This window comes from Exiguobacterium acetylicum, from assembly GCF_019890935.1.
Lineage (GTDB): Bacteria > Bacillota > Bacilli > Exiguobacteriales > Exiguobacteriaceae > Exiguobacterium_A > Exiguobacterium_A abrahamii.
The window spans coordinates 1,306,780-1,331,473 of the sequence record NZ_CP082333.1 but is presented as its reverse complement, the minus strand read 5'-3'; the positions used below and the strand labels follow the sequence as shown (position 1 = coordinate 1,331,473).

At 47.5% G+C, this 24,694-nt stretch carries 30 protein-coding genes and 1 other RNA gene; 10 read left to right on the top strand and 21 right to left on the bottom strand.

Annotated elements, in window-relative coordinates; translation table 11 throughout:
- Positions 1 to 19 precede the first annotated feature (19 nt).
- The 5 genes from K7G97_RS06810 to K7G97_RS06790 are packed head-to-tail and all read right to left on the bottom strand — an operon-like array spanning position 20 to position 2,747.
- Positions 20 to 310, bottom strand: coding sequence for a hypothetical protein (locus K7G97_RS06810; protein WP_262415810.1), 291 nt, complete (start codon positions 308 to 310; stop codon positions 20 to 22).
- Between the two features lies 1 nt (position 311).
- Positions 312 to 536 (bottom strand): hypothetical protein, encoded by a 225-nt coding sequence (locus tag K7G97_RS06805; RefSeq protein WP_223041713.1) that lies wholly within the window; start codon positions 534 to 536, stop codon positions 312 to 314.
- A 19-nt stretch (positions 537 to 555) separates the two neighbouring features.
- Positions 556 to 1,056, bottom strand: a complete 501-nt coding sequence (locus K7G97_RS06800; protein WP_223041712.1) for a GNAT family N-acetyltransferase — start codon at positions 1,054 to 1,056, stop codon at positions 556 to 558.
- A gap of 25 nt (positions 1,057 to 1,081) precedes the next feature.
- Positions 1,082 to 1,372, bottom strand: coding sequence for a hypothetical protein (locus tag K7G97_RS06795; RefSeq protein WP_223041711.1), 291 nt, complete (start codon positions 1,370 to 1,372; stop codon positions 1,082 to 1,084).
- A gap of 46 nt (positions 1,373 to 1,418) precedes the next feature.
- Entirely contained in the window at positions 1,419 to 2,747 is a 1,329-nt protein-coding gene (locus K7G97_RS06790) for a M20/M25/M40 family metallo-hydrolase (protein WP_223041710.1), read from the bottom strand.
- 117 nt (positions 2,748 to 2,864) lie between these two features.
- Between K7G97_RS06790 and K7G97_RS06785 the strand changes: the two genes are divergently transcribed.
- Both K7G97_RS06785 and K7G97_RS06780 read left to right on the top strand, forming a co-directional pair.
- Positions 2,865 to 3,776, top strand: a complete 912-nt coding sequence (locus K7G97_RS06785; protein WP_223041709.1) for a tetratricopeptide repeat protein — start codon at positions 2,865 to 2,867, stop codon at positions 3,774 to 3,776.
- A gap of 85 nt (positions 3,777 to 3,861) precedes the next feature.
- The gene (locus tag K7G97_RS06780; protein WP_133208139.1) at positions 3,862 to 4,050 is read left to right on the top strand and encodes a hypothetical protein; all 189 of its coding nucleotides are present in this window, start codon (positions 3,862 to 3,864) and stop codon (positions 4,048 to 4,050) included.
- 57 nt (positions 4,051 to 4,107) lie between these two features.
- Here K7G97_RS06780 and K7G97_RS06775 read toward each other — a convergent pair whose 3' ends face one another.
- Both K7G97_RS06775 and K7G97_RS06770 read right to left on the bottom strand, forming a co-directional pair.
- Positions 4,108 to 4,956 (bottom strand): SMI1/KNR4 family protein, encoded by an 849-nt coding sequence (locus K7G97_RS06775; RefSeq protein WP_223041708.1) that lies wholly within the window; start codon positions 4,954 to 4,956, stop codon positions 4,108 to 4,110.
- 39 nt (positions 4,957 to 4,995) lie between these two features.
- Positions 4,996 to 5,757, bottom strand: a complete 762-nt coding sequence (locus K7G97_RS06770; RefSeq protein WP_223041707.1) for a hypothetical protein — start codon at positions 5,755 to 5,757, stop codon at positions 4,996 to 4,998.
- Positions 5,758 to 6,112: 355 nt separating this feature from the next.
- On the opposite strand from K7G97_RS06770, the gene K7G97_RS06765 reads away from it, so the two are divergent.
- Entirely contained in the window at positions 6,113 to 7,345 is a 1,233-nt protein-coding gene (locus K7G97_RS06765) for a hypothetical protein (RefSeq protein ID WP_223041706.1), read from the top strand.
- Between the two features lie 219 nt (positions 7,346 to 7,564).
- Here K7G97_RS06765 and K7G97_RS06760 read toward each other — a convergent pair whose 3' ends face one another.
- Positions 7,565 to 8,710 (bottom strand): THUMP domain-containing class I SAM-dependent RNA methyltransferase, encoded by a 1,146-nt coding sequence (locus K7G97_RS06760; RefSeq protein ID WP_223041705.1) that lies wholly within the window; start codon positions 8,708 to 8,710, stop codon positions 7,565 to 7,567.
- Between the two features lie 111 nt (positions 8,711 to 8,821).
- Positions 8,822 to 9,195: RNase P RNA component class B (gene rnpB, locus K7G97_RS06755), an RNA gene on the bottom strand.
- Positions 9,196 to 9,329: 134 nt separating this feature from the next.
- Between rnpB and K7G97_RS06750 the strand changes: the two genes are divergently transcribed.
- Complete coding sequence (locus K7G97_RS06750) at positions 9,330 to 9,773, top strand: hypothetical protein (RefSeq protein ID WP_041255063.1); 444 nt, start codon at positions 9,330 to 9,332, stop codon at positions 9,771 to 9,773.
- A 47-nt stretch (positions 9,774 to 9,820) separates the two neighbouring features.
- Here K7G97_RS06750 and K7G97_RS06745 read toward each other — a convergent pair whose 3' ends face one another.
- The 4 genes from K7G97_RS06745 to K7G97_RS06730 all read right to left on the bottom strand — a co-directional run bounded on the left by K7G97_RS06745 (position 9,821) and on the right by K7G97_RS06730 (position 13,444).
- Positions 9,821 to 11,164: a S8 family peptidase gene (locus K7G97_RS06745; RefSeq protein WP_069940435.1), complete on the bottom strand. Its 1,344-nt coding sequence runs from the start codon at positions 11,162 to 11,164 to the stop codon at positions 9,821 to 9,823.
- 49 nt (positions 11,165 to 11,213) lie between these two features.
- Complete coding sequence (locus tag K7G97_RS06740) at positions 11,214 to 11,627, bottom strand: hypothetical protein (protein WP_223041704.1); 414 nt, start codon at positions 11,625 to 11,627, stop codon at positions 11,214 to 11,216.
- A gap of 59 nt (positions 11,628 to 11,686) precedes the next feature.
- Positions 11,687 to 12,379 carry a hypothetical protein gene (locus K7G97_RS06735; protein ID WP_223041703.1) on the bottom strand — a complete coding sequence of 231 codons (693 nt, stop codon included), beginning with the start codon at positions 12,377 to 12,379 and terminating at the stop codon, positions 11,687 to 11,689.
- Between the two features lie 69 nt (positions 12,380 to 12,448).
- Entirely contained in the window at positions 12,449 to 13,444 is a 996-nt protein-coding gene (locus tag K7G97_RS06730) for a potassium channel family protein (protein WP_231884689.1), read from the bottom strand.
- A gap of 68 nt (positions 13,445 to 13,512) precedes the next feature.
- Between K7G97_RS06730 and K7G97_RS06725 the strand changes: the two genes are divergently transcribed.
- The 3 genes from K7G97_RS06725 (at position 13,513) to K7G97_RS06715 (ending at position 14,967) form a co-directional block, all read left to right on the top strand.
- Entirely contained in the window at positions 13,513 to 13,740 is a 228-nt protein-coding gene (locus tag K7G97_RS06725; RefSeq protein WP_023467919.1) for a DUF1659 domain-containing protein, read from the top strand.
- Positions 13,741 to 13,776: 36 nt separating this feature from the next.
- Entirely contained in the window at positions 13,777 to 13,983 is a 207-nt protein-coding gene (locus K7G97_RS06720) for a DUF2922 family protein (RefSeq protein ID WP_029341392.1), read from the top strand.
- 90 nt (positions 13,984 to 14,073) lie between these two features.
- Positions 14,074 to 14,967, top strand: a complete 894-nt coding sequence (locus K7G97_RS06715) for a hypothetical protein (RefSeq protein ID WP_023467917.1) — start codon at positions 14,074 to 14,076, stop codon at positions 14,965 to 14,967.
- Between the two features lie 91 nt (positions 14,968 to 15,058).
- On the opposite strand, the gene K7G97_RS06710 is transcribed toward K7G97_RS06715, so the two are convergent.
- From K7G97_RS06710 to K7G97_RS06675, 8 genes are all read right to left on the bottom strand, one after another.
- The gene (locus K7G97_RS06710; protein WP_223041702.1) at positions 15,059 to 16,156 is read right to left on the bottom strand and encodes an ABC transporter permease; all 1,098 of its coding nucleotides are present in this window, start codon (positions 16,154 to 16,156) and stop codon (positions 15,059 to 15,061) included.
- Positions 16,153 to 17,202, bottom strand: coding sequence for a hypothetical protein (locus K7G97_RS06705; RefSeq protein ID WP_223041701.1), 1,050 nt, complete (start codon positions 17,200 to 17,202; stop codon positions 16,153 to 16,155). The genes K7G97_RS06710 and K7G97_RS06705 overlap by 4 nt, the downstream gene beginning before the upstream one ends.
- Positions 17,202 to 18,083, bottom strand: coding sequence for an ATP-binding cassette domain-containing protein (locus K7G97_RS06700; protein WP_223041700.1), 882 nt, complete (start codon positions 18,081 to 18,083; stop codon positions 17,202 to 17,204). Before K7G97_RS06700 ends, K7G97_RS06705 begins: the two co-directional genes overlap by 1 nt.
- 54 nt (positions 18,084 to 18,137) lie before the next feature.
- The gene (locus tag K7G97_RS06695; protein WP_223041699.1) at positions 18,138 to 19,211 is read right to left on the bottom strand and encodes a hypothetical protein; all 1,074 of its coding nucleotides are present in this window, start codon (positions 19,209 to 19,211) and stop codon (positions 18,138 to 18,140) included.
- A 12-nt stretch (positions 19,212 to 19,223) separates the two neighbouring features.
- Positions 19,224 to 20,042, bottom strand: a complete 819-nt coding sequence (locus tag K7G97_RS06690; protein ID WP_223041698.1) for a hypothetical protein — start codon at positions 20,040 to 20,042, stop codon at positions 19,224 to 19,226.
- Positions 20,039 to 20,719 carry an ABC transporter ATP-binding protein gene (locus K7G97_RS06685; RefSeq protein ID WP_223041697.1) on the bottom strand — a complete coding sequence of 227 codons (681 nt, stop codon included), beginning with the start codon at positions 20,717 to 20,719 and terminating at the stop codon, positions 20,039 to 20,041. The genes K7G97_RS06690 and K7G97_RS06685 overlap by 4 nt, the downstream gene beginning before the upstream one ends.
- 413 nt (positions 20,720 to 21,132) lie before the next feature.
- A complete protein-coding gene (locus K7G97_RS06680) occupies positions 21,133 to 21,567 on the bottom strand; it encodes a hypothetical protein (protein ID WP_230088650.1) in 435 nt (144 codons plus the stop codon).
- 135 nt (positions 21,568 to 21,702) lie between these two features.
- The gene (locus K7G97_RS06675) at positions 21,703 to 22,377 is read right to left on the bottom strand and encodes a CPBP family intramembrane glutamic endopeptidase (RefSeq protein WP_223041696.1); all 675 of its coding nucleotides are present in this window, start codon (positions 22,375 to 22,377) and stop codon (positions 21,703 to 21,705) included.
- Between the two features lie 107 nt (positions 22,378 to 22,484).
- On the opposite strand from K7G97_RS06675, the gene K7G97_RS06670 reads away from it, so the two are divergent.
- The 3 genes from K7G97_RS06670 to K7G97_RS06660 all read left to right on the top strand — a co-directional run bounded on the left by K7G97_RS06670 (position 22,485) and on the right by K7G97_RS06660 (position 24,672).
- Positions 22,485 to 23,168: a lytic transglycosylase domain-containing protein gene (locus K7G97_RS06670; RefSeq protein WP_223041695.1), complete on the top strand. Its 684-nt coding sequence runs from the start codon at positions 22,485 to 22,487 to the stop codon at positions 23,166 to 23,168.
- 15 nt (positions 23,169 to 23,183) lie between these two features.
- A complete protein-coding gene (locus K7G97_RS06665; RefSeq protein ID WP_023467910.1) occupies positions 23,184 to 23,765 on the top strand; it encodes a DUF1643 domain-containing protein in 582 nt (193 codons plus the stop codon).
- Positions 23,766 to 23,871: 106 nt separating this feature from the next.
- Positions 23,872 to 24,672, top strand: a complete 801-nt coding sequence (locus tag K7G97_RS06660; RefSeq protein ID WP_223041694.1) for an SMI1/KNR4 family protein — start codon at positions 23,872 to 23,874, stop codon at positions 24,670 to 24,672.
- Positions 24,673 to 24,694 lie beyond the last annotated feature (22 nt).

The following is a 24,694-nucleotide window of genomic DNA, read 5'->3' as shown; positions in this document are numbered from 1 at the left end:
CAGGCATGCGCGTAATGCTTTACCAAATCGCTTCTTCTTTATCGCTCAGTTTGATGACGAACGGTAGAATCAAGATGAACAAGAGGCTGACGTATCCGAGCGATAAGTAATGTTGCGAGTCTTTTGAAATGTATTGCTTCACACCGCAGTTCGGACAGGATTTACCGTGTTTCGCAAATCCGACAGCAAGCACTTCTTTCATTTTGAACTTATACTGACAATTCGTACAACGTACCATCTGACCATCTCCTTCTTCCTTATCTACTGGTGGATTCAGGAAAAGTTTCATGAAATCGAAGGTAACCGACATCTTACCTCATCGATTCTTCCCGATCGCTCAACCGAATCAGAAACGGCAAGAACAGGACGAACAAGAGACTGATGTTCCCGAGTGATAGATAGAATCGTGACTTCCGGGACATGTATTGTTTCACGCCACAGTTCGGACACGTCTTGCCTTTCCCATGTATCGCAACACTGACAGCGAGCACTTCTTTTGTGCTGAACTTATACTGACAATTCGTACAGCGTGCCATGACATCATCTCCTTTTCTGTTATCTACTTATAGAGTTTGGAAAAGGTTCCGTCGAGTGGATGGGTTGTAAACGCATCTTCAAAAATTCATAGCTTCCACCATTCGTCGCCTGTTGGAACCGTTCGACGGGAAGGAAGCCACTTTTCGTATACAGGCGAATCGCCCGCTCGTTGAATGTCGCGACAGCTAATTCAATTTGTTTAGGTGCATATCGGTCCATGATGAACGCAAGACCGGCTTCTAAAAATGCCACTCCATTTCCTCGGCCCGTCAAGTCTGGTCGCATGCCAAGCCCGACGTCAACGACGTCTGCGTTTGGTTCAAATACATAATAACCAATCAATTCTTCCCGATCCAACACAGCAAAATAATGTTCCGTCCGCTTTGCTGGATCGAGAAATTCTGCTAAATCTTCTTCGTCATTCGGCATATCATAAAATGCAAACGCCCCGTCATATTGCCACTCGTAGGCAATCTGTTCCGCCTGTCGTTGCGTCAGCGGTGAAAATGTATAGCTCATCAGGATTCAGCTCCTCTTCGGTTCGTCAATGAGATCGATTCTTTCGGTAGTCTAACAGTAGCGGCAATCCATTTAATCCGATCGAGATGAACGTCAATACCCACAGTGCCCGCTCCATGCCCGGTACGACGTCTTGTAACGCTGCCCAGTCCTCCCGCGCCACGAATTCTGCGACGAGTCGGTATTCCGCGCACAGCGTCAGTGCCGTAAAACTCAGTCCGAGCACCATCAGAAAACGATAGTCCTTACCGATCAAATAAAAGATGATATTCAGTGCCGTAAATCCAATCGCCAGTAAACCCAGTATGATCCACATCAAATCGTCTCCTCTCACCTCTCCTTTTTACTATATTTGGAATCCATTAATCGGTATATCCGCCTAGAGTTGGATTTTCTGTCCGCTCAGCGAAATAACGCTCGAGCAGCCGATGATGGAGTAACGTTTCGACCAAACGGACGGTTTCGAGCGTCGCTGCAAAATCAACCTGTTCAAAATCCGTATGCTCATGCAGATAGCCGACGGACAAGTTGACAGCTGGAATAGCTCGCAGCGCGAATAGTTTCGCATCACTGCTTCCTCCGTACCGTGTCGTTCGCCAATCCGGCATACTACTCAACAGACCGGCTTGCTCAAAACATGCGCCAAAAGCCTCCTCACAAAAATCAAACTCGCCATAACAACCTGTTATAATGTCGCGTGTACCGCGGCGATCAAAGACGATTGCTGCGTGGACGTCCTCTAAAAACGACGCATCCATTGCTTCTGCACCACGACAACCGATTTCTTCTTCGACTGAAAAAGCGAGCTTGATCGTTCCGCGGAAGTCAGTCGCTGGGACGCGTTCCATGAGTTCAAGAATCGCAGCGATGCCCGCTCGATCATCTGCCCCAAGAATCCCGTTTGAGCTCGTTAAGATTGTTCCTTCCTGAAAAAGCGTCCGGTACGAATCGATACGTTCGACGGTATCGAGATGTGCCGATAATAAAATGACCGGTCCTTCCCCTTGATGGTAGGTCACGAGCAGGTTCCCTTTTTCATCGACAAAAGAATCGTCAGCAAACCGGCGAACTGCCTGTTGTACGCGACTACGAACCATCTGTTCCCTTCTGCTTTGTCCAGGAATAGCGAGCCATCTTAGCAGACGCTTTCTGAAGCGTTGCAACTCCAGCCCTTGTATCGTTGATGCGTCTTGTTTGATGCGGTATAAGACTTCCGCTAAATCCAGCAACAGCGAACGTTGCTCTCTCACTTCAAGTTGAATCCACCGACTTTGTAAGGACACGGTCAACCCTGGAACTGCGTCTGCCGCTAAACGAAGCAAATACCGTTGCTGGTTCGTCAGCAAATCCTGCGTATAAACCCGAGCAGCTCGTTTACCGTGACCGTCACAACAGGAACTTGTCAAAATCCCAAGTTCATTCATCATACGAACGATACCTCGGACATACCCGTCAAACAGGTGATAGGGTAACGCTTGTCTTCTTGGATCAAACAATGCTTCCATCCCATGATCGTCAAGTGGTGCATGACGCTGTTTTGCTTCTTCGATCCAATCGAGAATCTCTTCATCCGTCACTTCTTGTTGACCCGCTCGTTGCATGACATCTTGTACGCAAGCTGACCATGTCGGTTCCTCGATGACTTCCCCGCTTAAAATGCCATATCGGATCCATTTGCTTTCGTTTCTCATCTCACATCGACTCCTTTAATGTTGGTACCTATAGAGTAGCAACACCGCTGTGACAGCTTGTCACACACGTTGGTCCGCCCTATGATGAAAGAAAAGAGACAGGAAAGGATGAACGGGATGATAACGAGTTATACGCGTTCGCAAGAACTACTCCGCACCATTCGGGAAACGACAGATCGAGATAAAAGAAGACAATTAGAAGACGAACTGACGAATCTGTATGTCCGCCAAGCGGAGTACTCGAAATTTTCGGAGACGCCGGATTATGACGCAGCGCGTCGCGCATTGACTATGGCACTTAAATTTCGCCCGAACCACCCGCTTGCGAATTATCGTCTCGGCTATATTCTTTATGTCAAACGCCAGTACGCGGAAGCGATACGTCACTTCAGCCGATCGCTCGACGGTACGGTCGACGCTGCTCTGAGCGACATCCAGACGACACTGACGCATATGTTTGTCGTCAACTGCAGCATCTACCTAGCACGCGAATCACTTGCTGAACTCGAATACCGAGAACACGAGGAGCACCCGGACGAAGCGGCACGACTCAACAAATATCGAAACGAATTACTCGTTGAAGATGAGCACCTGTTTGATCGTCTTTATTATCGAAAAATTCAAGACGGAACGGAGACGTTAATCAATGAACGTTCGTTTCAAGAATATCAAGCTGACGATCAAGAAATCGTCTTACAGAGCAGTTCAGAGGGAACCTTTGTCGAGTGGAGAAATCAAACCATCTTACTGAATCCGAACGGGTTTTTGGCACTTTTCGTGATCCTGACGAATACGACGTCAACGTATCCTGCGCTAGCCGAGCGATTGACGGAATTGAGTGGTCAATCAATAACATACGATCATGTTCGCCAGCTACTGCGTCGTTTACGAAGTGACCTATTTTTCTTCCAGGACATCGTCCAAACGACATCACTTCGCATGAATGATGGCACGCGAATGAATGGCTTTTCTGTCGCTGATGGTGTGAAGGTGACGGTTTTATGTCGAGCGGACCATTTGTTGAACTAGAAAGATAAATGGATATCATTTGTAAATGAATGTTTCGAGCGCTATACTCTTACTTTCGCATCCGCTACTTAGGAGGAGATTACGCATGGAATCACTGAAGGAATCATATGTAAAGCTTGACGGGTACGTCATTGTCAAAAAAGATGGTGGCCATGTACCGCACGAGGAATTTCTCGTCGAATTCACCAGCTGGCTAGAGACAAAAGGTCGTGGCTGGACAGGACTTTCTACTCAAGTCGATCAGGACGGCAACGCCATCGACAATATCAAATAACTACATATTGCAAAAAGACCGGTCGAAGGAGCATTCCTTTTACCGGTCTTTCAATTGCTACTCCATGAAATTGATTCGTACTCCGATGATTTGTTTATCTCGATTTTTCTTTACTTTCAGATGATAGATGCCGTCTCCATGTCCAGACTCGGTCATGATACCCGCTTGAAACAAATGGACGTCCTGTTGACCGAAAAAGAGTTCCTCGGCTAGTTCCTCTTCACGAAACGCAACATCATCACCAATCAGTACAAATCCCGAATCAATCGCAATCTTATGCGATCGCGTCCATCTGCCCGTCGGCTGATCGACACCTTCGTTTACTGTGAGTAAACGAACCGTTCCATCTGAATCATATGTGACGGAAGCCGTCCATGCGCCAGACTTCACTTGCTCCAAGACAATCGATGCTACATCTTTTTCATTCGAATCCGTCACGAGCAGTCGATGACTACTAACACTAAAAGTACCCAGGGTAATCTTTTTATTAGCCCGGTCACGTAACATTTCGGATTCTACCCATTCGTTGAGTGAAGAGGCACAGTATTTTTCAAGTCCCTTTTTAGGATGCCACGTGAAAACGAGCTCTTGTAAAAAACGACGTCGAATTCGGTAGCACAACCGTCTCCCATCTAAATGTTCACCAAAGCAAATCATATCCTCCGGTAAACCATCTGGACGATTTGCGTAACAGTGGATGATATCTTCGACTTCAGAATGACTCGATTCAGTAGGTATCGAATAGAGTTGCCAGTCATGAAAGGCTGCACCATTTGATTCCTGCATGAGTGAAATATAATCCTTCGGGAATTTTACACCGAGGATTTTTTCTGCACGCTTTAGATCGATTAGTGATACACCCGGGCGTTTAGACGATGGATTGATCTGTTTGATGGCTGGTTTCATGCAGCACCTCCGATAGCTGAAGAGTGAATTTACTCTTCATTACTCAAGTTCATATAGTTCATCATTGACTTGATATGTGATGATTTCTTCCGGCATACTCCGAATGACGTTTTCTAACGAATTCACCGATCGATCGCTTGAACATATGAAAAAACCACATCCGTCATGACCAGGCTTGATAAGCACCGATGGAGGAGTTCGATCAAATGAAGCAATCGGTAGATATTGCTGGAAACCCCAATGTTGCCTTTCCTCAAACGTAAATTTTAAATTATCGTAATTCGAAATCACGTAGAAGACATTCTCTTCTGCTAACCAGTACGTTTTGCGAACGACGCGTCTGAGCGCTTCCTTGTCCTTTAACTCGACTGTAAAATAGACAAGCGGATTTAAATGATATTTTCGACTTGGATACACCGTTTGAATGGTATAGTCAATATCCTGTTGCTGAAAGAACTGCTGATGTCGTTCTCTTAATACATATTCATCTGAAAAATACAGATACAACGGAAAATCGTTTCGATGCTCTAAAAACTCAAACAAAATTTTCTTCGATGGTGAAACAGATTCGTCTCCTTCTGACGGGCTAATTAAATATGCCGTTTTAATTGAATCATCCATATCTAAAAAGTGACCAAATAGACGCCCTAAATCACCCATTACTTCATACTCTTCTATCCAGATCCTTGTCATGTTTTCTCCCTCAGTATGTATAAGTACATCATTTATGTTTACCTTTTGACTACTATTCTCATCATCCTGCTTAAAAATATACTTTGTGCTAATCAAAAACTCTTTCAAAGTTTGTACTTTTTTAAGTATGTCATTTCAAAGGGATTTTTGATATTGTCCTAATTTAATCTAGAGAGTTTCTTAAAAACTATGTAATGATTGTGCAACATCAATCATGCATATACTAAATGTAACTTTTACCTGCGTCCTTTCACGACAGAAACTATAACACTTGGAAATCAATGCATTAACTGTATTTCAATATTCATATACGTTAGGTATATGATTGTTCGATGCGAAGATAGTTATCCCATCGCCTAAATCCATATCGTATAATAAACCATTTTGAGTTAGAATTAATATGGAAATTAAAAACATAAATGACAATATAGGTATTAAAAGAACTGATAAAGGAGGGTCTACATTGGAAGAAAGAAGGCGTTCGAACCGGAAACCATCTGGAATGGGCGGAAAAGGTACGCTGTTCGCTATATTCGGTGTACTCATCGTCGGCATGTTCGGCAGTATCTACAGCGCGCAGAATGACAAACCGACGGAAGTGAAGAAAGAAGTAAAGGCAGAAGACATGAAAGAGAAGAAGAAACCGGAAGTCACAGCAGATCTCGAACACGCAACGTCGGAGACGATCAGTAGCGAACTGAAGAAATATAGCGAGGGCATCACTGGTGCGAAGGTGAAAGGCAAAACGTTGATCGTCCAGTACAAAGACTCTGCCTTTTGGAGCGAGAACACGATGGTCGAAAGTTACGCACTGGATTCGATTCGTTTGATAGAGGACCTCTATAAAAACAAGAACTTTGATTTATTTGCTTTCGAACGGTCGACGGTCATGACGGATGACAACGGGAATGAAGAACTCGAACCGGTCCTGAAGTCGTACTACACACGAAAGACGCTTGATCAAATGAATCTCGATAACTTCTCGGACATGGTGCTAGTCGATCGTGAGCGTTATTTCCAGAAGGCGGACGGGTACTGGATTCACCTCGGTATCTTCAGAAGCCTAAAAGAAAGCTTAAGTGGCAAGATTAATGCACCAATCAACTTCGAAAACATGGACGAGTCCCGTTACGACATGCACCCGGACATGACGAATGATGTCGTAGAAAAACCGGAGTCGGTCGAAAAAGAAGAACCAATCGTCGCAGAGCCCGTGACGGAGGAAGGAAGCACAGAAGTCCAAAAGGAAGTCATATACGATAAAGACATAATTCTACCTAGTATATATAATATATCCCAAATGTATGACCAACTTGGTTTCAAAATTGATGATTTAAATCAAATGGTAGGAACGAAAGATGATAAAGTGACTGCCCCAATCTCTTCACTACTGTTCTCGCTTAAAGAAATGATTGACCCAATTAGTGAGGAAATTGCCACACTTCAACAGGCGACTACACCTAATGATGTGATGACTACGACTCAACAGTTAGCCAGAAATCAAGATGAGATGAACCGGATTTATGAACAGCTCCAAACACAATTTTACAGTATCGATAAACAAGATTATTCAAATGCCGCAAAACTTTCTAAAGAGATTAAAGAAAATTTTAACTTAATGAAGCAACTGACCCAAGAAGATATCTCCGCTTATACTACCTTTATGATGAAGTATGCAGACGAAGAAGGATCTTGAAAAAATAATTAAAGATACTTAGTTGCCTTTTATTATTCACTTAATTTAAATATTTGTATTTAATTGATCGAAGAAATATGATCGGGGATAGCAATTCAGTTCGAACACTTACTGGAAAGAAAAAGAACCGCTCAATCGAGCGGTTCTTGATAAAAACGTATTTTCAGACCAACTGTGCAATAAACGTGCAATGACAGTCTCGCGAATACTAGAAATGGCTTAAGCCTGCGGACGTTTCCGACGCAAACCATAGTACTGATAAAATTGAACTTCAATATTCCCGTTATAGAGCTTCCGGCGTTTCGTCGCTGGGCGACCGTACGCTTTTTCAAACTCAACATACGACGTGATCATGTAGACGCTGTAGTATGGGAATTCTTTGTACGCCGTTCCAATCTTGCGATACAGCTGATGGACTTCACGTGCGTCCTCCAAACGTTCCCCATACGGCGGGTTCCCGATGATGACACCGAAGTCTTCCTTCGGTTTGAAGTCTGCTGCGTCGCGTTGCATGACGTTGATTGCATCGCGGACGTCTGCGAGTTCTGCGTTTGTTTTCGCGAGCTTGACCATCTCTGGATCGACATCGCTTGCGTAAATCTTCAATGGTTTGTCCCACTCTGCTTTTTCGTTCGCTTCGTTGATCGCATCGAACCATGCCTTCTTCGGAATGCATTTCCATTCCTGTGAGACGAACTCGCGGTTGATCCCTGGTGCGATATTACGCCCGATCATCGCTGCTTCGATCGCCAGTGTACCTGAACCGGTGAAGACGTCGTAGAGCGGCATATCCGGCTTCCAGTTCGTCAGCATCAACATCGCTGCTGCCATCGTTTCTTTCAGTGGGGCTGCTGAATGGAACTCACGGTAGCCACGTTTGTGCAATGCGTCGCCTGACGTATCGATCGTTAATGTCGCGATGTCTTTTAACAAAGCAACTTCGACCGGATAGCTCGCGCCTGTCTTCGGCAACCATTCCGTTCCTTTGTTGTACTGTTCTTGCATGTGCGAGACGATCGCTTTCTCGGTGATCTTCTGACAGTCACGGATCGAGAACAGCTTCGACTTGACCGAACGACCGTTGACGATGAAATTCGCATCCCACGGCATCAATTCGTGCCACGGCAGTGCCTTGACTTGATCGAACAGTTTTTCGAATGTCGTCGCGCGGAACTCAGCGACGACGAGTTTGATCCGGTCCGCTGTCCGGAGCCACATGTTCAAACGGGGAATGTCCTCCATCTCACAATCGATGTAGACCTTTCCGTCCTCGACCGTACATTCATATCCTAACGCACGGACTTCTTTTGCGACGAGCGCTTCGATTCCCATCGCCGCTGTCGCGATGACTAAGCGTTTTGCCATATCGCGTTCACTCCTTTATCGTTTCTTCCACTGAATCGTTTCATTGCAATAAAAAAAGAGCCCAGGGTGGACCTGGACTCTCGTTCAACTTAAAAATAACAGCCTATGTGGTCCTGTAAGCCATGTTCTGTTCCTTAGTGTTTCAAACGGTTTGACCCTCACACGCAGGCGACAATCATCTATCTCCGTATTTGCATACGCTCTCCTTCGCGTTCAATTCCGCTCCGGAAATTCCCCTACCAAATTTGGGTTTCTCGCTCGTGGGGTTTACCTCGTTCCACCTTCATGGTTTCCCATGAAGCTCCGTCACTGTGGCACCTTCAAGAAGTTTCGGCCATATCCGAAGACTTAGGCGTTCCTTCTGCCGTCAGCTTGACGCTGCCTACACTTATCTTTTTGTGTAGCACGATCACTACAGCCATCGCAGGCTGTGCGAGCATGGACTTTCCTCAAAGCACCGAAATGCCCCGCGATTGTCCGAACCAACATAGTCACTGCTTATGAGTGTAGCGTAGATGCCGCTTTCCTGCAAGAGGCAATTCTCGTTTTATAAACGAAAAAGTTGCGTCCCTGCCTCATTTCACGGTATAGTACAAGAGTTCAGAAGGGGGCATGTAGCATGAAAAAACGACGCTCTGGTACGAACCGGCGAACGGTTCGCAAGTTGACATTCCTGATCGAGATCGATGAGATCAAGGCACTTCATCTGCGAAACGGCATCTTCGCCTTCTATCGTCAAGGAGAGCTCATCCACGCGTTCGAGCCGTTCAACGTCAAGGCGCCCGATGCACTCTCAAAACGTAGCTATCATTTCGATCAACACGATATCTTGCTTATGAATGAACGTTTCCCTGAGCAAATCCCGTTGTATGATAATGCGATGACGTTACGCTCTTGGGCCGACCAGGTCGCTTATGGTTTATACCAATTGATCGATTCCAGTCGCCTGTCGTTCGTCCATGAGGATGACACAGGATACAAGATGGAAGCGATGATTACGTGGACTGGAGAGGCATTAACACCTCCGACGCCCGTCTATAAAAAAGGAAAAGACCCGAAGTAACCTTCAGGTCTCGTACGGCGCTTCTCACTCGGTGAGAGGCGCTTTTTTTATTTCACTGTCAGGAGTCGTTCAACGGTCCGCGTATGGCGTCCGCCGGTCGTCGTAAAGACGAGCTTATACGCCCCCTTCTCTTTCAACTTATACGTAAACTTATGCGTTCCGTTCGTTAAGTTCGATTGCGTGAACGTCTTGACGACCTTCCCGTCCTTATAGAGACGTGTCGTCGTCTTCGCACTCGCGTACTCATCGAAATAGAATGAAAACAGCTGATTCGGCTTGACCGTTGACGGCAACGAGATCTTCGAGATCGGTGCTGGTAACGTCGCCAAGATTCCGGCGTTCAAGCGACCCGTTCCGTAATGCGACTTCGTATCGCCTGATTTTTTCGTCGCTGCCGCATATAACTTACTGCGCATCGTCGTGTTCGAGACGAACGGATTCTTCGATTTTGCGAGTGCCAGTACACCGCTGACGACTGGTGTCGCCATCGACGTTCCGTCCAAGTAGCCGTATTTATTCCCGACGATCGTCGAGTAAACCCCTTCACCCGGCGCCATGATGTTGAGTCCTTTGCCGTAGTTCGAGAACGTCGAGGCACGACCGAGCGTCCCGACTGATCCGACGGCAACGACTTGACTCATCGAGCCCGGGAAAAGGACTTTCCCCTTCCCGTCGTTCCCGGCTGCGCCGACAACGAGGATATTTTTCGCCTCTGCTTTTTTGATCGCGGACTCCATATAGGGATCGTATTCATATTGTCCGAGCGACAGATTGATGACATCTGCCCCTTGCTCGATGGCATACAAAATACCGTCGCCGATATCGATCGACCCGGCATATTCTCCGTCAAAGACGTCCGCCCCTATCAGTTTGACACCCGAAGCGACACCGACGATTCCTTGACCGTCTTCACGCGCCCCGACAATCCCCGCGACATGTGTCCCGTGATCATCTGGTTTGCGAATCCCGGAAATCGTCGTCGTTTTATAGATGACATCCTTGAACTCACGGTGTTTCGTATCGATCGCGTCATCGATGATCGCAACACGAACATCCGATTTCCCACGGCTGTACTTCCAGTAAGCCGGAATCCGTGACTGATCGAGGTACGTTTGCTGGAACTGGGCAGAATCCGTCGCTTTTTTGACGTCCGTGATTGGAATCAAATCAGCGTCGATATCCTCTTCCTCGAGATGTGCAAGTGGCTCGACGAGAGAGAATCCTTTTTGTTTCAAGGCACGAATTTCGGTCAACCCCTGATTCGCCAACCATTCTTGTTTTTGTTGTTCTGTAAAAGTTGGGTCGTATTGTACATATTGAGACTGCGCGAAAGCAGACGTTGGCATGGCGACGATTGTCGCTAGCGTGAGTAGTGCAAGTTGCTTTTTCATGGGAACCCTGCCCTTCTCTGTTTACGCGCCGACCGAAGAATCGTTTGGACTAAAGCGGAACCGTACCGTCCGGTTCTTCGCTGACTTCAAAAGGAATGATCTTTCCGATCGTCACGTAAGCATAATAGCGTGCAAGGACCGCACGCCAACGCGTTGCATCGATACCCGTCAGGTCTTCACCTAACGGGGAACCGTCGAACGTCTCGAACTGTTGGCAAAAGAATGCTTCTTCTTCTTCATGCCACGTTACTTCTTCGCCGATGAACCCGGTCGAAAAGCGGACAAAGTCCGCAATCGAGGGTCCAATCACTTCTGCCGGCAAGCGTTCGCTCATCCGTCCGACCAGTTCATATCGGTCGCGTTGTGCTTGTTCCGCTTCTTCAATCGAATGACACAGCAGCATTTCACGATTTATTTCTACTAACACGACATAGTCACCACTCGGTAAATTGACGTGAATCATCCCTACACCCCTTGGATTGGATTCGTGCGGCTTCTAGGTGTCATTTTTTCTTCGATAATTTATAATGTCCATTTTCGATCAAATGTTAATTCAATCGGCTCGTTATCTTTCGACTTTAACATAACGACCCGTGTCGTTTCAATTTGATCGATGAGATCCGCTTGACGAAGAGACTGGATTTCCTTCGACGAACCGGCTTCGATCCGGTCTCTGTACGGGGCAAGCAACTCTTGTTGATTGCTTGCGAGTGCGTACCAGGCAAGACGGGCGAACGGTTCATCCTTTGCTGTCTCGAGCGCGTAGCTCTCGAAGATATCTGGAAGATAACTGCTAAATTGATCAAGCGCGTCGATGCGTTCTGCAACGTCGAGAATCGTTAACCAACTCGGGAGTGACAGCAACGATTCGCTTGACCACCAGTCGAGTAAATCGACATGTTCCTTAAGTAATTGCTGCGTTTCTGGTCGATCAATCATATGTTGTAGGGTCTGGATGAGTTCGTTCCAGGCAAGTGACCAGTATTCCTCTGACGGATTAGCTGAGAGGAAGAATTGACGATAAACCGTCAGTAGTTCCGAAACGTCCGTTAATGGTTCGACTTCCAATCGTTGATTAAAACGACTAACTGCTTTTGTAAAATAACTTGGTTCAAGCGTCAATGCCATATAGAGTAATTTCGGTGCATTTTTAATTTCACCTTGATCGACCGTCTCGAATAATTCTTGGATCCATTCTGGTTGTGGTTGTGTCATAATCCTTTTCCTCCGTTTAGTAAATTTGTTTACTATACCCGAAAAAAGATTAGTTGAATCATGCCCACCTTAAATTGCTCCGATTCGTTGGGCGGTTTCCTCCGAACATAAGACGATCAGCGTTCCGTTTTTCGGAATCGTTTCGTCGAGACGTTGGTTCAAATCAAGCCGCTTCCCGTCGGATAGAATCGTGACGCCTTCTTCTAGCAAGGCATGAAACGCATCGCGGTATGTCGCCCATTCCGGTCGTGTCGGAATCGAGAACATCCCTTCACCATCCTTCGTCAACAAATTCGTCACGACCTTCGTCACGCCGGGATGATGGGATGCGAGGATCGCCATCCGGGCAATCGTCTCGTCACCAAGCAACACTTCATCGACCTTGACCTGTTCGAAGCTGTCAAGGTGTTCTTCAAGCATCATCTCGACGATCGTATAGATGTTCGGGTTCGCCCGTTCGATGCTTGAAGCGATCAACAGTGTTCGTCCGTCAGCATGGACCGGCGGAATCGAATGATCCGCGAGGACGATCGCGCGGACCGCCTTCTCGATGTGCGCTCGCTCGAGCGTCGACGTCAGCGCCGGATCACCACAGACGTAATGGAACCGGGGATGACTGAATGGCTCTCTCTCTAGATCGTCGACGAGGACGACATCCGTATGTTCGAGCAATGACTCGATGACGTGCTTCGAACGTCGACTGTAACCGAAGACGACCGTATGTCCTGTTTCCTTCACTTGTAACAACCCTCTTTCCTTTTGATTACGAATCAACTGGACACCGTCGACCAGTTTTGAGATCAATCCACCGACGATCCCAATCCCGAAGATGAACACGAAGATCGTCAGAATCCGACCGGTATCCGAGTTCGGGAAGAAGTCACCGTATCCAACCGTGACAACGGTCGTCATCGTCCAGTAGACAGCGCGGAAGTAGGACCCGAACGTCTCCGGCTCAAGCGCATACATGATACCCGCGACACCGAAGACGAAGATCAACGATGCATATCCGAGCGTCCGCATCCGTAGAAACGAGACTTTTCGTAAAAAACGTAACCAGACCATGTTTTTTTCATTCCTTTCGAACAATCCGGTCTCTTCCCCTGTCAATAAGGGCGAAGGAGGTGATACACATGACACAAGCAGAAGAGATCAAGACAAGTCTCGTCATCGTCTTTGAGCGTAAGGACAAGGTGACAGCAAACGGTGATGCCGTCGTCGCACGCCGCCGCTACAACGGCTTACGTTCGAATCTTCCAGCAGACGTCGTCGCTTCGATCGGGCAATCGATTGGCAGCTTACTCGACGGACGCTACGCGCTGACGGAAATCAGCCGTGACTACGCTTTACTGAAGGCATAACCCATCCTCTACATTTCATGAAAGGAGTGACCATTGATGGAACATACGATCGTCCTGACGTTCGATACGGTGACGAAAAAGCCGTATCGCTTACGCATCGCTGGTGCGAAGGAGAATGCGACCGTGGCTGAGATCAAAGCAATCGGTGACTTGTTCGTCGCTCATGACCCGTTCATGAACGGCGTCACACGTCTCGCGTCCGCCGAATTGCAAAATAGTTCGGAATCGGCATTCGTCTTGTAAGCTTTTTCAGTCCATCGTCACGGGATTACGTGACGATGGCTTTTTTTTTGGTATACTAGAAACATCAACCAGCTGAAAGGAAGTCAATTTATGGCCAAACGCCCACTCACTCCTCGCGAATGCGAACTCGTCGTCTGTAGTCTCTACGTAATGGAACTCATCCCGTTCGAAGGCATCATGGAACGTCTCGAATCCATTACGCTCCGAGACATCATCGGCCCCGTCGCACGTGGTGAATCGACGCGGGAGCAAGCTGCTGACGCGCTTGACCAGTACATCAAGGTCCGACGTCGCCGGTTCCGCAACGTCCCACCGGAACATCTGTGGTCGCTTGACGACCGGATTGAACAAGAGGCACTGCGGATGATCCGCAAGCGTTCGCCGCTCTCGGCAGGAGAAAAGCTCCAGCCGAAAGCCATTCCTCATGAAATGGGGGATACGGTCGAGATGAAAGTGACCGAAATCCAGGATCGCAACAACAAAGTGACCTTGATCGGAAAAGTCGGTAACGTCACGGCGAAGCTCCCGGTCGCGAACCGTCAAGCTTATAAGGGCAATAAAACAATCTCCGCCTGGATCACGGGTGTCGAGAAGAAACCTGCCTTACTTCATCTGTCGACATCCGACTACGGCAAACATCAGCCGTCAGAAGACGTCAAGGCAGCGTATGCGACTGCCGTCGCTGCGTTACGTCGCTATTTCGAGACGAACGAGCTCCCGACGACCGAAGAAGTCGATCTCGCAAAATCACTGTTCCAACGGATGATCCGCCGCGATCAAAACGATTGGTTCACAGTATACGTCGCGATGGGTCGCCCGCAACTCGATCACGTCCGGCGCTGGGTCAAGGTCATCCAGATGCTCGCCCGCTCCCTGCGCGGAGACGAGGAAGCAACCCAACAACTCGCTTCGCAGGAAGATCGTTTCTTCAAGGATGCCTTATTGCGTGCCTGTAAAGCGGCAGAGAAAAACTTCACGTCTTGATGCTTTCGCCTCACGATGTATCGATTCCTAGTCAAAACGAAAAAAAAGAACGCTTCGGACCGGATAACTTTTTCCGGATCGAAGCGTTTTTTTAGGCAGACTGACGCGAGACCAGCTTGTAACACCCCCAGCCGAACAAAAGGATCGTCGCGATACTACTCGCGATGACGACTACTGGTAAGACAATGGGTTGCCCAAATAGCGGTACAGCGAGGTAATCCCTAAACAATACGAACACCATCAATGACTGCCCTTGTGTCAGGAGGAGAAGTGAGCTGATCGTTTCGCTCGCCATGATGCCTCCAAAGAACTTTTCAAGCACGAACGGACCAATCAACCAGATCGATGCGAGTATCAGAATAGCAAGGACATGCCGGACGAGTAACGAGAAAAACGTGAACGTCATGACTAACGAGATGCCGACCAGCCACTGCATCAAGATAGCGAGCAGATACAGTTGCCCGAATGTCAACGGGTATGGAGAATCATGATAGTTAAACTGAATCGGTAACTCCCAGCCGCTCGACTGACGGAAAAATAAGAGCCACTGCACGATATTGTAAACGAGGATGACACCAGTGACGAGCAGGATCGAGAGTGTTAATTTTGCCGTCAGGACGTCTTTGCGACCATGCTTTGCGCTATAGAGCAACTGCAACATCCCGGTCTGCGCTTCGCGCGAATAACTCGTCGCGGTCACTAACGTCAAGACGATCGCCAGCAACGCAAATCCTCCGACACCGAGAAATACGATGAATTGATCAAGTGTCTGGAAGTTACCAACCCGTTGATAATCGATCTTCGCAAGCAATGACGCTTCTTGTTCGAGTTTTCGTTTTTTAACGTCAGATGTAGTAGAGCGCGCTTCTTGCCGCAATTCGTCGATATATTGCGATTGCAATCGATGCGATCGCTCAGCCTCGAGAACCTGCAAATATATCCCGTATTCGTCCTGTTCTGCTTTCGTGATATCGTTCTTCATCAAACGCTTTTTCCCCTCTGTTGCCTGCTTTACGAAATCCCTTGTCAGCTTCCCTTCGAACGGTGCATTCGTCCGTTCCGTTCCAGGCAACCCCATCCGACCGAACGAAAAAATCAGCCCGACGCTGAACACGAGGCACAGGAGAACCCACACCATCTTTTGTTGCTTTACCTTTTGCCATTCGACCTTCAATAACTCGCGTCTCATGTCAGCTCCCTCCTTTTGACAGATCGCATCATGAATACGTAAAGGGTGACGATCAGTACCATCCAAACGAGCATCACAAGAATCGGTAAGGCGAACGGTATGTCTGTCTGGAACAGTTCACGCGTCAGCACGCCGCGACTTGGGAAAAAGAAGATCAGCACCTGTACGAACTCTGGGAAAAAGACATCCGGAATGACGTAACCATACGTCAATGGTAAGCCGATCAAAATCATTACGTAAATGAAGGCGTGACTATACTGTTTCGCGAATAACGAGGCACATAAAATAGCTGTCGCTAGCGTCACAATGGCAAGTTCCTGATAAATGAACGTACACAGTACATATCCACCAATCGATAATGGATACGGTGCTGCAGCAAGTCCGTCCATCGCTTGCATCGGCGCCGACCAATCGATCGGTCCAAGTTGAAATCGGACGACTAAGATCGTCGCAAGATACGTCAACACGTGGATGATTGTCACGTACGTAGCGGCAGCCATCCATTTCGCACGCAATAAGACGTGTCGTCCATTCCGCGACGTCAACTGGTACTGTTCGACTCCGGTCATGCGTTCCCGTATATAACTGATCGTCACGAGCAGGAGTCCGATCAACGGGAATAGGAGCCCCGATTGATTGACGAACGTCGCTACGATTTCCGCCGGATCGTGATAGCGAATCGATGCGACGTTGATACGATTGACGAGCTTTTGCTCGAACGCATCGCTTTTTAAAGCGTCGAGGTGTTGTTGCCGCTGAATTTGCGCTTCTTTCATATGTAAGATTTGAGCATAAATTTCATTCTTGTATAAGATGTCGTCTTCTCCCATTCGTGTATCTGGATCATTGATGATGTTGCTATCCGCCTCAATCATCTGAAAGACGTCTTTCGTAGCTGGTCCTTCGAACGAAGAATAGCGAGACTTGATGACATGATCAATCGGTTCCACTAATGTCGGAAAGAAGAAGATTCCCATTCCAATTAACAGCAACCAGACGATTAACGATTTATATAATTTATATGATTCGAATCGTAACATCGACATCAAGCACCACGCATCCGTTCATCTAAGTGATAAAGGTATAAATCTTCTAGTTGCGGCTCTTCCTGAATCGCATCTGGATGCGGTCGATCGGATGAGATGATCCGGACGCGATTTTTACCAGAGCGCGTTTGGTGAATCGCACCCATTTGGTACGTCTCTTGCAAGATGAGTAATGTCTCGTCCGATACATCGACGGACCAGATCGAAGTCGCGATTTCATCGAGTAAGGTATAAGGATTAGCTTGGCGGATGATCTTTCCTTGCTGCATCAGGATGATATCCTTTGCGATCGACCCAACGTCCGAGACGATATGTGTCGACAGTAAGACGATTCGTTTTCGAGCAATCGTCGCGATGACGTTCCGAAAATGAATCCGTTCTTTTGGATCAAGCCCTGCCGTCGGTTCATCGATGATCAAAAAGTCCGGGTCGTTCAACAGTAGTTGCGCGATCCCGATCCGTCGCTTCATTCCACCTGAGAAGCGACGTAGTTTCTGATTTTTTTGTTCTAGCAAATTCACATCGATCAAGGCTTGCTCGACGCGGGAGGTGATGACGGATTGAGGAACGCCCTTGACCGTTGCCAAGTACGTTAAAAACTGTGTTGCCGTGAAATCACCGTAAAGCGGTGTCTCTTGCGGCAAATACCCGATTCGTTCGCGATACGTCTCTTCTAGCGGTGAGACGACGTGACCATCGACTCGAATCACCCCTTGCGATGGACGTAACAGTCCAGCAAGAATCTTCATCAACGTCGTCTTCCCTGCTCCATTTTCACCAAACAAGGCATACACTCCGGCTTCCAGTGTCAACGTGATCTCCTGCAACGCTTGTTTTCGATTCGGATAGATTTTCGATAACTGTTCGATTTCTAGTTTCATATCATTCTGTCCTTTCAAAAAGACGTCATCCGGTTTCGGTATGACGCCTCCATTTCATTGCACTACAAAATTAGAAATACTCGTTTTCTTCTGGTGGTTCGCGTCCTTGATTTTTCCTTGATAGAGAAGTCGATCCTGTTTCAAATCGACGATGGATACTTGAAACCCACCTTTGGTCTCTGACGTCAGATAAAGTTTCATGTCATTCGTCATGTTCATCCACTCGACATTTCTCAATACAAGTGGACTCGCCACGCTGTGCTCGGATCGTTGTTTTGTCTTCATGTCGAATGTCGACCACTCGAGTCGTTTCGTGTCTCCTTCTGGAAAACGGAACCCGACGAGATATCGTCCATTTTCATGCGTCGTATAACTAACGTTCCGCTGATTCAACGCTTTGATCGGTCGAACGCTTTTTCCGTCATCAAGAAAATGGAATGCTTCGGGTTCTTCACTTCCATCACTTTCGAATGTACTCTCCGAATAAACGACTTCATTTTGATGGATAGCTACAAACTGACGTACTTGATCCGCTGGAGCAGGTTTTTGAAGAACGATGTCCTGCACCGTACCACTCGCTAAATCCAACACGACGAGCTTCGTATCTTTCGGTTGATCGATATGATCCAACTGGACATAGACTTTCATCGCTTGCTTATCGACGACATTCGCTTGCAACTCGACCCCCGTCTCGAGCTTCGAAGGATAGTCGAACGTCTTCTCGAACAGTTCTTTTGTTTGATAGTTGAACATCTTGAACTTCAAATGATTATTTTTGATCTGAATCGCATAATTCAGCGTTTGATTTTCACTCGTATTCGTTTCTTGTTGCGTAATGAATTTGTAGTAACGGTCCGGTATTTCTGGAAGATTGTTCGTTCCAAAAAACTGATTGAAGTAGCTATTCGACTGCCCATCTACTGAACCGTTATTCGTAATTTCATAAATCTGAGAACGTTTGCCCTCTGTATGCAAGCCCACTGTAAACGACTCTTTGTTTGTTGTTTGCCCACTAACCGTCTGGATGGAAAAGGCTGCGTCTTTGATCGTCCACGTATAACCGATGTAGCTGCCAACCGTTACGAGACTGATCAGCCCGAAGACGAGGAGTTGTCGATATCGTTTCATGAATTTCTCTCCTTATACTGACAGTCGCGTCTGGACTAATCGTAGATTTTTGTAGGATATGTAAAGCGTCAGGAGTACGACGTATCCAAAGTATAGTTGAACATGGAGTTGCCCAAAATCGTATGGAAATACTGCTGAGAGTAATCCGATGACGAACCAACCGCCAATCAATATGACAGCATACAGTCCAATCTGTAGCATCGCTTTTCCTCTTCCGAGCGACCGCTCCAGTAGTACCGTTAAAAAGACGAATGAGATGACGATGAAAGCAAGTAGTAAAATGAACAAAACATCACTTGGATACATCGTATAGAAGGCACTCAGGAATCTCGTATATTGGTCGATACTTGCTGCGATTTGTTGCGGTTCAGGTAACAGCCATAAGTAAAGATTGCGACTAAGTAACAGCAACACCCACTGAATGCCGATCAAACTCGTAACGACAAGTAAGAGCGCCGTCATTTTCGATGCAATAATCGCACGACGTGATCCCGGTAACAATAGTAGCCGGTAGATGTACTTCGTCTCGCCCACCCAGTCGCGATACCAAATCCAGAACGCGAACAAGACGATCATCCCCATCGCTAATACAATGATTGAATCGTAAAAATCAATCGCTTGTGCGAAGGTCAACGCACCACCTCCTTGCTCGATGGCGTCCAGTTCTGATATTTGCTCACTCCGCATCGTTGCCTCGATTGAGTGCTGATAATCGTAAATCTGATAAAGCAGTGATACGATTTCCGCGACAATCAATCCTGAAATCAACAACACCAGTAATTTCGTACTTCGTTTCAGTTCTTCATTCGTTAATAACAACCAGCGTTTCATCCTTGATATACCTCCCGCATCCGGTCTTGGACCGATTGATGATGACGGCCACGTAACTCATCCGTCTCTTTGACTTCGACGATTTTCCCGTCCCGTAAGAACAACACTCGGTCAATCACCTGTTCGACCTCGGCAATTTCGTGAGTCGTCATCAGGATGCTCCGTCCTTCCATGAACTCACTTGAGAAAATCCAGGCAATCTGTTCCTTCATGAAGAGATCGATTCCTGCGAGCGGTTCGTCGAGTAATATGTACGGTCGATCGAGGGCGAATCCTAAGACAAGATTGAACTTCGCCTTGTTCCCTTTTGATAAGTTCGCCATTTTATCCGTCGTAAACAGCTGGAACGTCTGCAGCAACCGTTCCGCTGTCTCTTGATTCCAATCCGCATAATGATCCGCCATATACGCGAGCGCTTGTCCGATCGTCATGTAGCTCGGCATCGTCTGGAGATCAGGCACGAACGCGATCTGGTCGCGCGACGTTTTACCGTCGACCGTCACCGTCCCGGCATCTACCGGAATCAGACCGAGAATTGCTTTTAAAATCGTCGACTTTCCTTCCCCGTTCAAGCCGATCAGACATGTCACTTCGTTTAAACCGACAGAGAACGTCACGTCGCGTAAGACCTGTTTTTTTCGTCCGTATCGCTTTTGTAACCCCTTCACTTCAAGCACTAGAATTCCCCTCCTCAATTCCTACCATTGTATTAAGACAATAGTACATCTGTTAACTGTATGGTACATGCCATACAGTCTAGCGTCAACCTGTTTTTTCCTGCTATCATCCAGAAAATGAAAAAGAGCCGGACAATTATGTCCGACTCCACGAGTATTTCGACTTCGTTTTTACTTTTTAATTTATAAAAGAAGAGAGACGTTTTGTTCACTCGAAATCGCTTCATAGGGAAAAACAAGCAGGAGCGACCCTGCAACGAAGTGAAGCGGCGCGATGCTTGTCCCAGGAAAACGATTCAAGATGAACAAAAAAAGTGCACGTTATCTTCACGACGTCTGATTCTTTCGATTTGTTGATCAAAAAAAGAGAGGACGCCCTAATGGACGCCCCCTCTGAACACGTGACTGGTGTTTCAATAAATATCAATCGTTGACTCCAGTGCCCGGCATGTCCGACGCACGGTCGGTAAGAAGTCGGTCCGTTTTGCGACACCGCCTTCAATCTGGACATGCTGAATGCCTTTCGTCCGCTGCATCGCTGTTAAGACGGTGACCAGCTCGATGAACCAATTCGAGATCAGTTCGACGACCTGTTCGTCAAAAGCGGCAGCGCCATACACATCATACCCGTTCTCGCAGAGATGGTTCGGGAATCGGGCTTTGAACCGATGAATCAAAGTGTCCGTCGTCGGAATCAAAAATTCGTCGTAGATGACACGTTGTTCGGCATCAAGCGTTTGTTCTGTCACACCATCCATCATCAAATGTGGCTGATTGCCGATATTCAATGTCCAACTCGTCTTCTTTCGCTCGCCAGTGGAAGTGATCGTTCGCATGGTTTCATCCATCTCCTTTTGATGTGTAAGCGTTTACCTTCTCATTCTACCTGTCATTTGACCTGTTCTGCAACCGTCAACTTGACCAATCTAAACGATGACTTCGCTTGACATTCAGTCTACCAAATTCAACGCTTTTTGACGATGTCAGGAATTAACATCGTCCTTGTAGATGTAGACGGCAACGAGATCAATCAAAACATGGATGATAATCAGCGGCCAGAGTGTCTCAAGTGCTAGGTATAAGTAGCCGAACCCAGCTCCGATCAGCCCCGTCACGAGGATCGCGAACCACCCTTGATAACGATGGGCAATCCCGAACAGGATGGCACCGATCCAGACGAAGCTGACTTCAGAGAACGGTAAAAATAATCCGAGCGTATGGAAGAGAAACCCGCGATAGATCAACTCTTCCGTCACCCCTGCCATCAACGCGACCATTTGGAACCCGGTCCGCTCCTCTTTCGTTCGCGGCAGAATCAGTCGTTCCGCCTCACTTTGATAGAGCGGCAATAAACGTTTGCGAAACGCTGGAACGGTCGCTGTCAAAAGCAAGACGATACAAAGCAAGACGATCAGTCCGATCGTCGCGTACCAGACCGGACCACTTGGGACAAAAAACGTCAAGCCGATTTCCGGCAACCGTGTACCGCTAATCAGCGTGCCACCGACGAGCAACAGACATAAGATGCCGCTCGACTGGACCATCGAGGGGTAGAATTCCTTGCGTGGGACGATCGTCAAATCGACCGGTCGGACGGCTGCGATGATTGAGAGGACGACGAGCAATCCGAGTAAAAAACCATTTACGAAGAGATACATGACTTCGACTCCTTTTTTGATTCCACACTCCCGTCACAGAAAGTGCTATTAGACCCTACTAAAATATGATACCATTCAGTGGAATCCTATACAGAGGAGAGAACAATATGCGAAAAGTTTTTCGAATCAGCATCTTGTTCGTACTGTTCGCCCTCATCGTCAGTAGCTTCATCTATTGGCAAAATCGGGAACGTGTTCAAAATGAAATGTATCGTACGTATTATGGACAGCATGGCGTACCTGCCGAGAACATCGACATCTACGAACAAGCCGCGGCACGTTACGGCATCGACTGGAAGCTACTCGCCTCCATCCATCGCGTCGAGACGATCTTCTCAAACTCGTCAGCGATGCAATCGTCCGTTGGCGCCATCGGTCCGTTCCAATTCATGCCGAAAACATGGGTCGGTTGGGGATACGAAGGCGGCACGTCGCTCGGTGACATCGAGCATGACGGCATCGACGTGACGGATCCGGAAGCCATCGAGAAATATGGTGGTCTCGGAGTGGACGCGGACGGCGACGGGAAAGCCGATCCGACGAGTCTCGTCGACAGCGCCCACACGGCAGCGAAATACCTGAACCAACACGATGTCACAACGACATCAGACCGAGACACGCTCGCGACAGCACTGTTTGAATACAATCGCAGTGAACAATATGTTTCTGACGTGCTCGCCCAATATGATCGTTACCAGCAACACGTCGAGGCTATCGATGCGAACGACCTCGACCTCAAGAAGAAGACACTCGCATTCTTCCTTCGCATCAGCTCACGTTTGACCAATTAAAAGGAGGCACCACCCATGACACCAGCCGATTCTTCCGAACTCTTGATTGAGGAATCGTCGATCCGCGTCCAGACGACGTTTGATCGAGACAAGACGAAACGCTATTTACGCAGCTACATCTTTGACGACATCGCAGAAGGGACGCACGTCGCCGCTTTAATCTACACACCACGGACGACAGACGCCTTTCTCTCTGGAACGACGACACAACGTGCGTACAATTTGATGAAGAAGTATGTCAGTGACCCCGTCAAACAATATGACATCATCAGTTTGATGCCGGACCTGCTCGTCAGCGAGGATCTGCCGTTCGCGCAAGCGAGCTTCGATGAGACGAACTATGAGTTCGTCGCGAAGACACTTGCTGAGGTCAAAGCGAAAAATGGCGTCGTCCTCTGTGGCTGGGGATCGCCTGGTCGCCTGATGCACCACCTGCCGGCATATGAGGAACTGTTTGAGCAGTATGCCGACATCCTCTATTGCTCCGGCATCACGAACAAAGGCGAACCGAATCATCTACGCTTGACGATGGACGATAGCCCGATGATCACGTATAACGACATGAAACAAAAAGCGAAAAAATTGCGTCGTAAATGACGCAATGGACCCTTCCATAACGGCAAGGGTCCTTTTTTTGAAACATTTTCCATCAACTTCGCGTATAATCAAAGTCTACATATTACATAGCAAGGAAGGTCATACGATGCCATTTTGGGATGAAGAATTACAAGAAGAAACGATGATTTCAGTCAAAGAAACAGACATTCGACGAATCGAGCAAGCCGTCAACGGTCGACTCCCCGTCCGTTACCTCGAACAAATCCAGGAACAAAACGGCGGTGCTCCGGAAGCCATGGCCGTGATGGTCGAATTCGAGAATACATGGTCGGACGAAGAAACTGGATTGCACCTCCCACTCCGCTCCATGTCGTCATTGACATTCGAACGGTATCTAGACGAATTGTCGATCCTCCGGGAATGGGACGTCGAGGGAAACATTATGATGTTCGCGGAAGGAGAAGGTAGCTATTTTTGGTACTTCCACTTCACAGATGCCGCCGAGCCGACTGTCTGGTGCCTCGATATTTCAGATGAGACCACCTATTTCGTCGCGGCGACCTATGACGAATGGTTAACGAAGCTGAGTAGCGATGTTCCGGAAGTCGTCATGCCGGATGTCGTATTTCTGACGTTACCTGAAATCAAGGACATTCTCCGTGGAGATGACGAGAATGAAAAACTCCTCGCCTACTCCCACTGGATGATTCTCGATGAAGAACAGGAAGAACTGATCGAAGCGTTCATGACACTGATCGAACGAAACGATCAGCCTGATTTCCTTGGCTCCTATGCGTATTACCTCATGGAAGTCTTGACGAACAACCCGGAGTTATTAGAACAGAAACGAGATGACGTCACAGCCTTGATCCTCAGTAAAGGTGACGATCTCGATGCAGAAGACTTACTATCTTGGATGGATGAAGAGGTAGACGAAGAGTTCTGACCTCAATCAAAAAGCCAGTATT

What these genes read in the sequence shown, in the direction of transcription:
- K7G97_RS06695 (WP_223041699.1), bottom strand. Translation starts at nt 19,211, where the DNA reads ATGAAACGATATCGACAACTCCTCGTCTTCGGGCTGATCAGTCTCGTA.
- K7G97_RS06780 (WP_133208139.1), top strand. Translation starts at nt 3,862, where the DNA reads ATGGAATCACTGAAGGAATCATATGTAAAGCTTGACGGGTACGTCATT.
- K7G97_RS06720 (WP_029341392.1), top strand. Translation starts at nt 13,777, where the DNA reads ATGGAACATACGATCGTCCTGACGTTCGATACGGTGACGAAAAAGCCG.
- K7G97_RS06675 (WP_223041696.1), bottom strand. Translation starts at nt 22,377, where the DNA reads ATGTATCTCTTCGTAAATGGTTTTTTACTCGGATTGCTCGTCGTCCTC.
- K7G97_RS06705 (WP_223041701.1), bottom strand. Translation starts at nt 17,202, where the DNA reads ATGTCGATGTTACGATTCGAATCATATAAATTATATAAATCGTTAATC.
- K7G97_RS06690 (WP_223041698.1), bottom strand. Translation starts at nt 20,042, where the DNA reads ATGAAACGCTGGTTGTTATTAACGAATGAAGAACTGAAACGAAGTACG.
- K7G97_RS06790 (WP_223041710.1), bottom strand. Translation starts at nt 2,747, where the DNA reads ATGAGAAACGAAAGCAAATGGATCCGATATGGCATTTTAAGCGGGGAA.
- K7G97_RS06735 (WP_223041703.1), bottom strand. Translation starts at nt 12,379, where the DNA reads ATGACACAACCACAACCAGAATGGATCCAAGAATTATTCGAGACGGTC.
- K7G97_RS06750 (WP_041255063.1), top strand. Translation starts at nt 9,330, where the DNA reads ATGAAAAAACGACGCTCTGGTACGAACCGGCGAACGGTTCGCAAGTTG.
- K7G97_RS06670 (WP_223041695.1), top strand. Translation starts at nt 22,485, where the DNA reads ATGCGAAAAGTTTTTCGAATCAGCATCTTGTTCGTACTGTTCGCCCTC.
- K7G97_RS06710 (WP_223041702.1), bottom strand. Translation starts at nt 16,156, where the DNA reads ATGAGACGCGAGTTATTGAAGGTCGAATGGCAAAAGGTAAAGCAACAA.
- K7G97_RS06785 (WP_223041709.1), top strand. Translation starts at nt 2,865, where the DNA reads ATGATAACGAGTTATACGCGTTCGCAAGAACTACTCCGCACCATTCGG.
- K7G97_RS06795 (WP_223041711.1), bottom strand. Translation starts at nt 1,372, where the DNA reads ATGTGGATCATACTGGGTTTACTGGCGATTGGATTTACGGCACTGAAT.
- K7G97_RS06775 (WP_223041708.1), bottom strand. Translation starts at nt 4,956, where the DNA reads ATGAAACCAGCCATCAAACAGATCAATCCATCGTCTAAACGCCCGGGT.
- K7G97_RS06700 (WP_223041700.1), bottom strand. Translation starts at nt 18,083, where the DNA reads ATGAAACTAGAAATCGAACAGTTATCGAAAATCTATCCGAATCGAAAA.
- K7G97_RS06680 (WP_230088650.1), bottom strand. Translation starts at nt 21,567, where the DNA reads ATGGATGAAACCATGCGAACGATCACTTCCACTGGCGAGCGAAAGAAG.
- K7G97_RS06665 (WP_023467910.1), top strand. Translation starts at nt 23,184, where the DNA reads ATGACACCAGCCGATTCTTCCGAACTCTTGATTGAGGAATCGTCGATC.
- K7G97_RS06730 (WP_231884689.1), bottom strand. Translation starts at nt 13,444, where the DNA reads ATGGTCTGGTTACGTTTTTTACGAAAAGTCTCGTTTCTACGGATGCGG.
- K7G97_RS06745 (WP_069940435.1), bottom strand. Translation starts at nt 11,164, where the DNA reads ATGAAAAAGCAACTTGCACTACTCACGCTAGCGACAATCGTCGCCATG.
- K7G97_RS06810 (WP_262415810.1), bottom strand. Translation starts at nt 310, where the DNA reads ATGTCGGTTACCTTCGATTTCATGAAACTTTTCCTGAATCCACCAGTA.
- K7G97_RS06725 (WP_023467919.1), top strand. Translation starts at nt 13,513, where the DNA reads ATGACACAAGCAGAAGAGATCAAGACAAGTCTCGTCATCGTCTTTGAG.
- K7G97_RS06805 (WP_223041713.1), bottom strand. Translation starts at nt 536, where the DNA reads ATGGCACGCTGTACGAATTGTCAGTATAAGTTCAGCACAAAAGAAGTG.
- K7G97_RS06715 (WP_023467917.1), top strand. Translation starts at nt 14,074, where the DNA reads ATGGCCAAACGCCCACTCACTCCTCGCGAATGCGAACTCGTCGTCTGT.
- K7G97_RS06800 (WP_223041712.1), bottom strand. Translation starts at nt 1,056, where the DNA reads ATGAGCTATACATTTTCACCGCTGACGCAACGACAGGCGGAACAGATT.
- K7G97_RS06760 (WP_223041705.1), bottom strand. Translation starts at nt 8,710, where the DNA reads ATGGCAAAACGCTTAGTCATCGCGACAGCGGCGATGGGAATCGAAGCG.
- K7G97_RS06740 (WP_223041704.1), bottom strand. Translation starts at nt 11,627, where the DNA reads ATGATTCACGTCAATTTACCGAGTGGTGACTATGTCGTGTTAGTAGAA.
- K7G97_RS06660 (WP_223041694.1), top strand. Translation starts at nt 23,872, where the DNA reads ATGCCATTTTGGGATGAAGAATTACAAGAAGAAACGATGATTTCAGTC.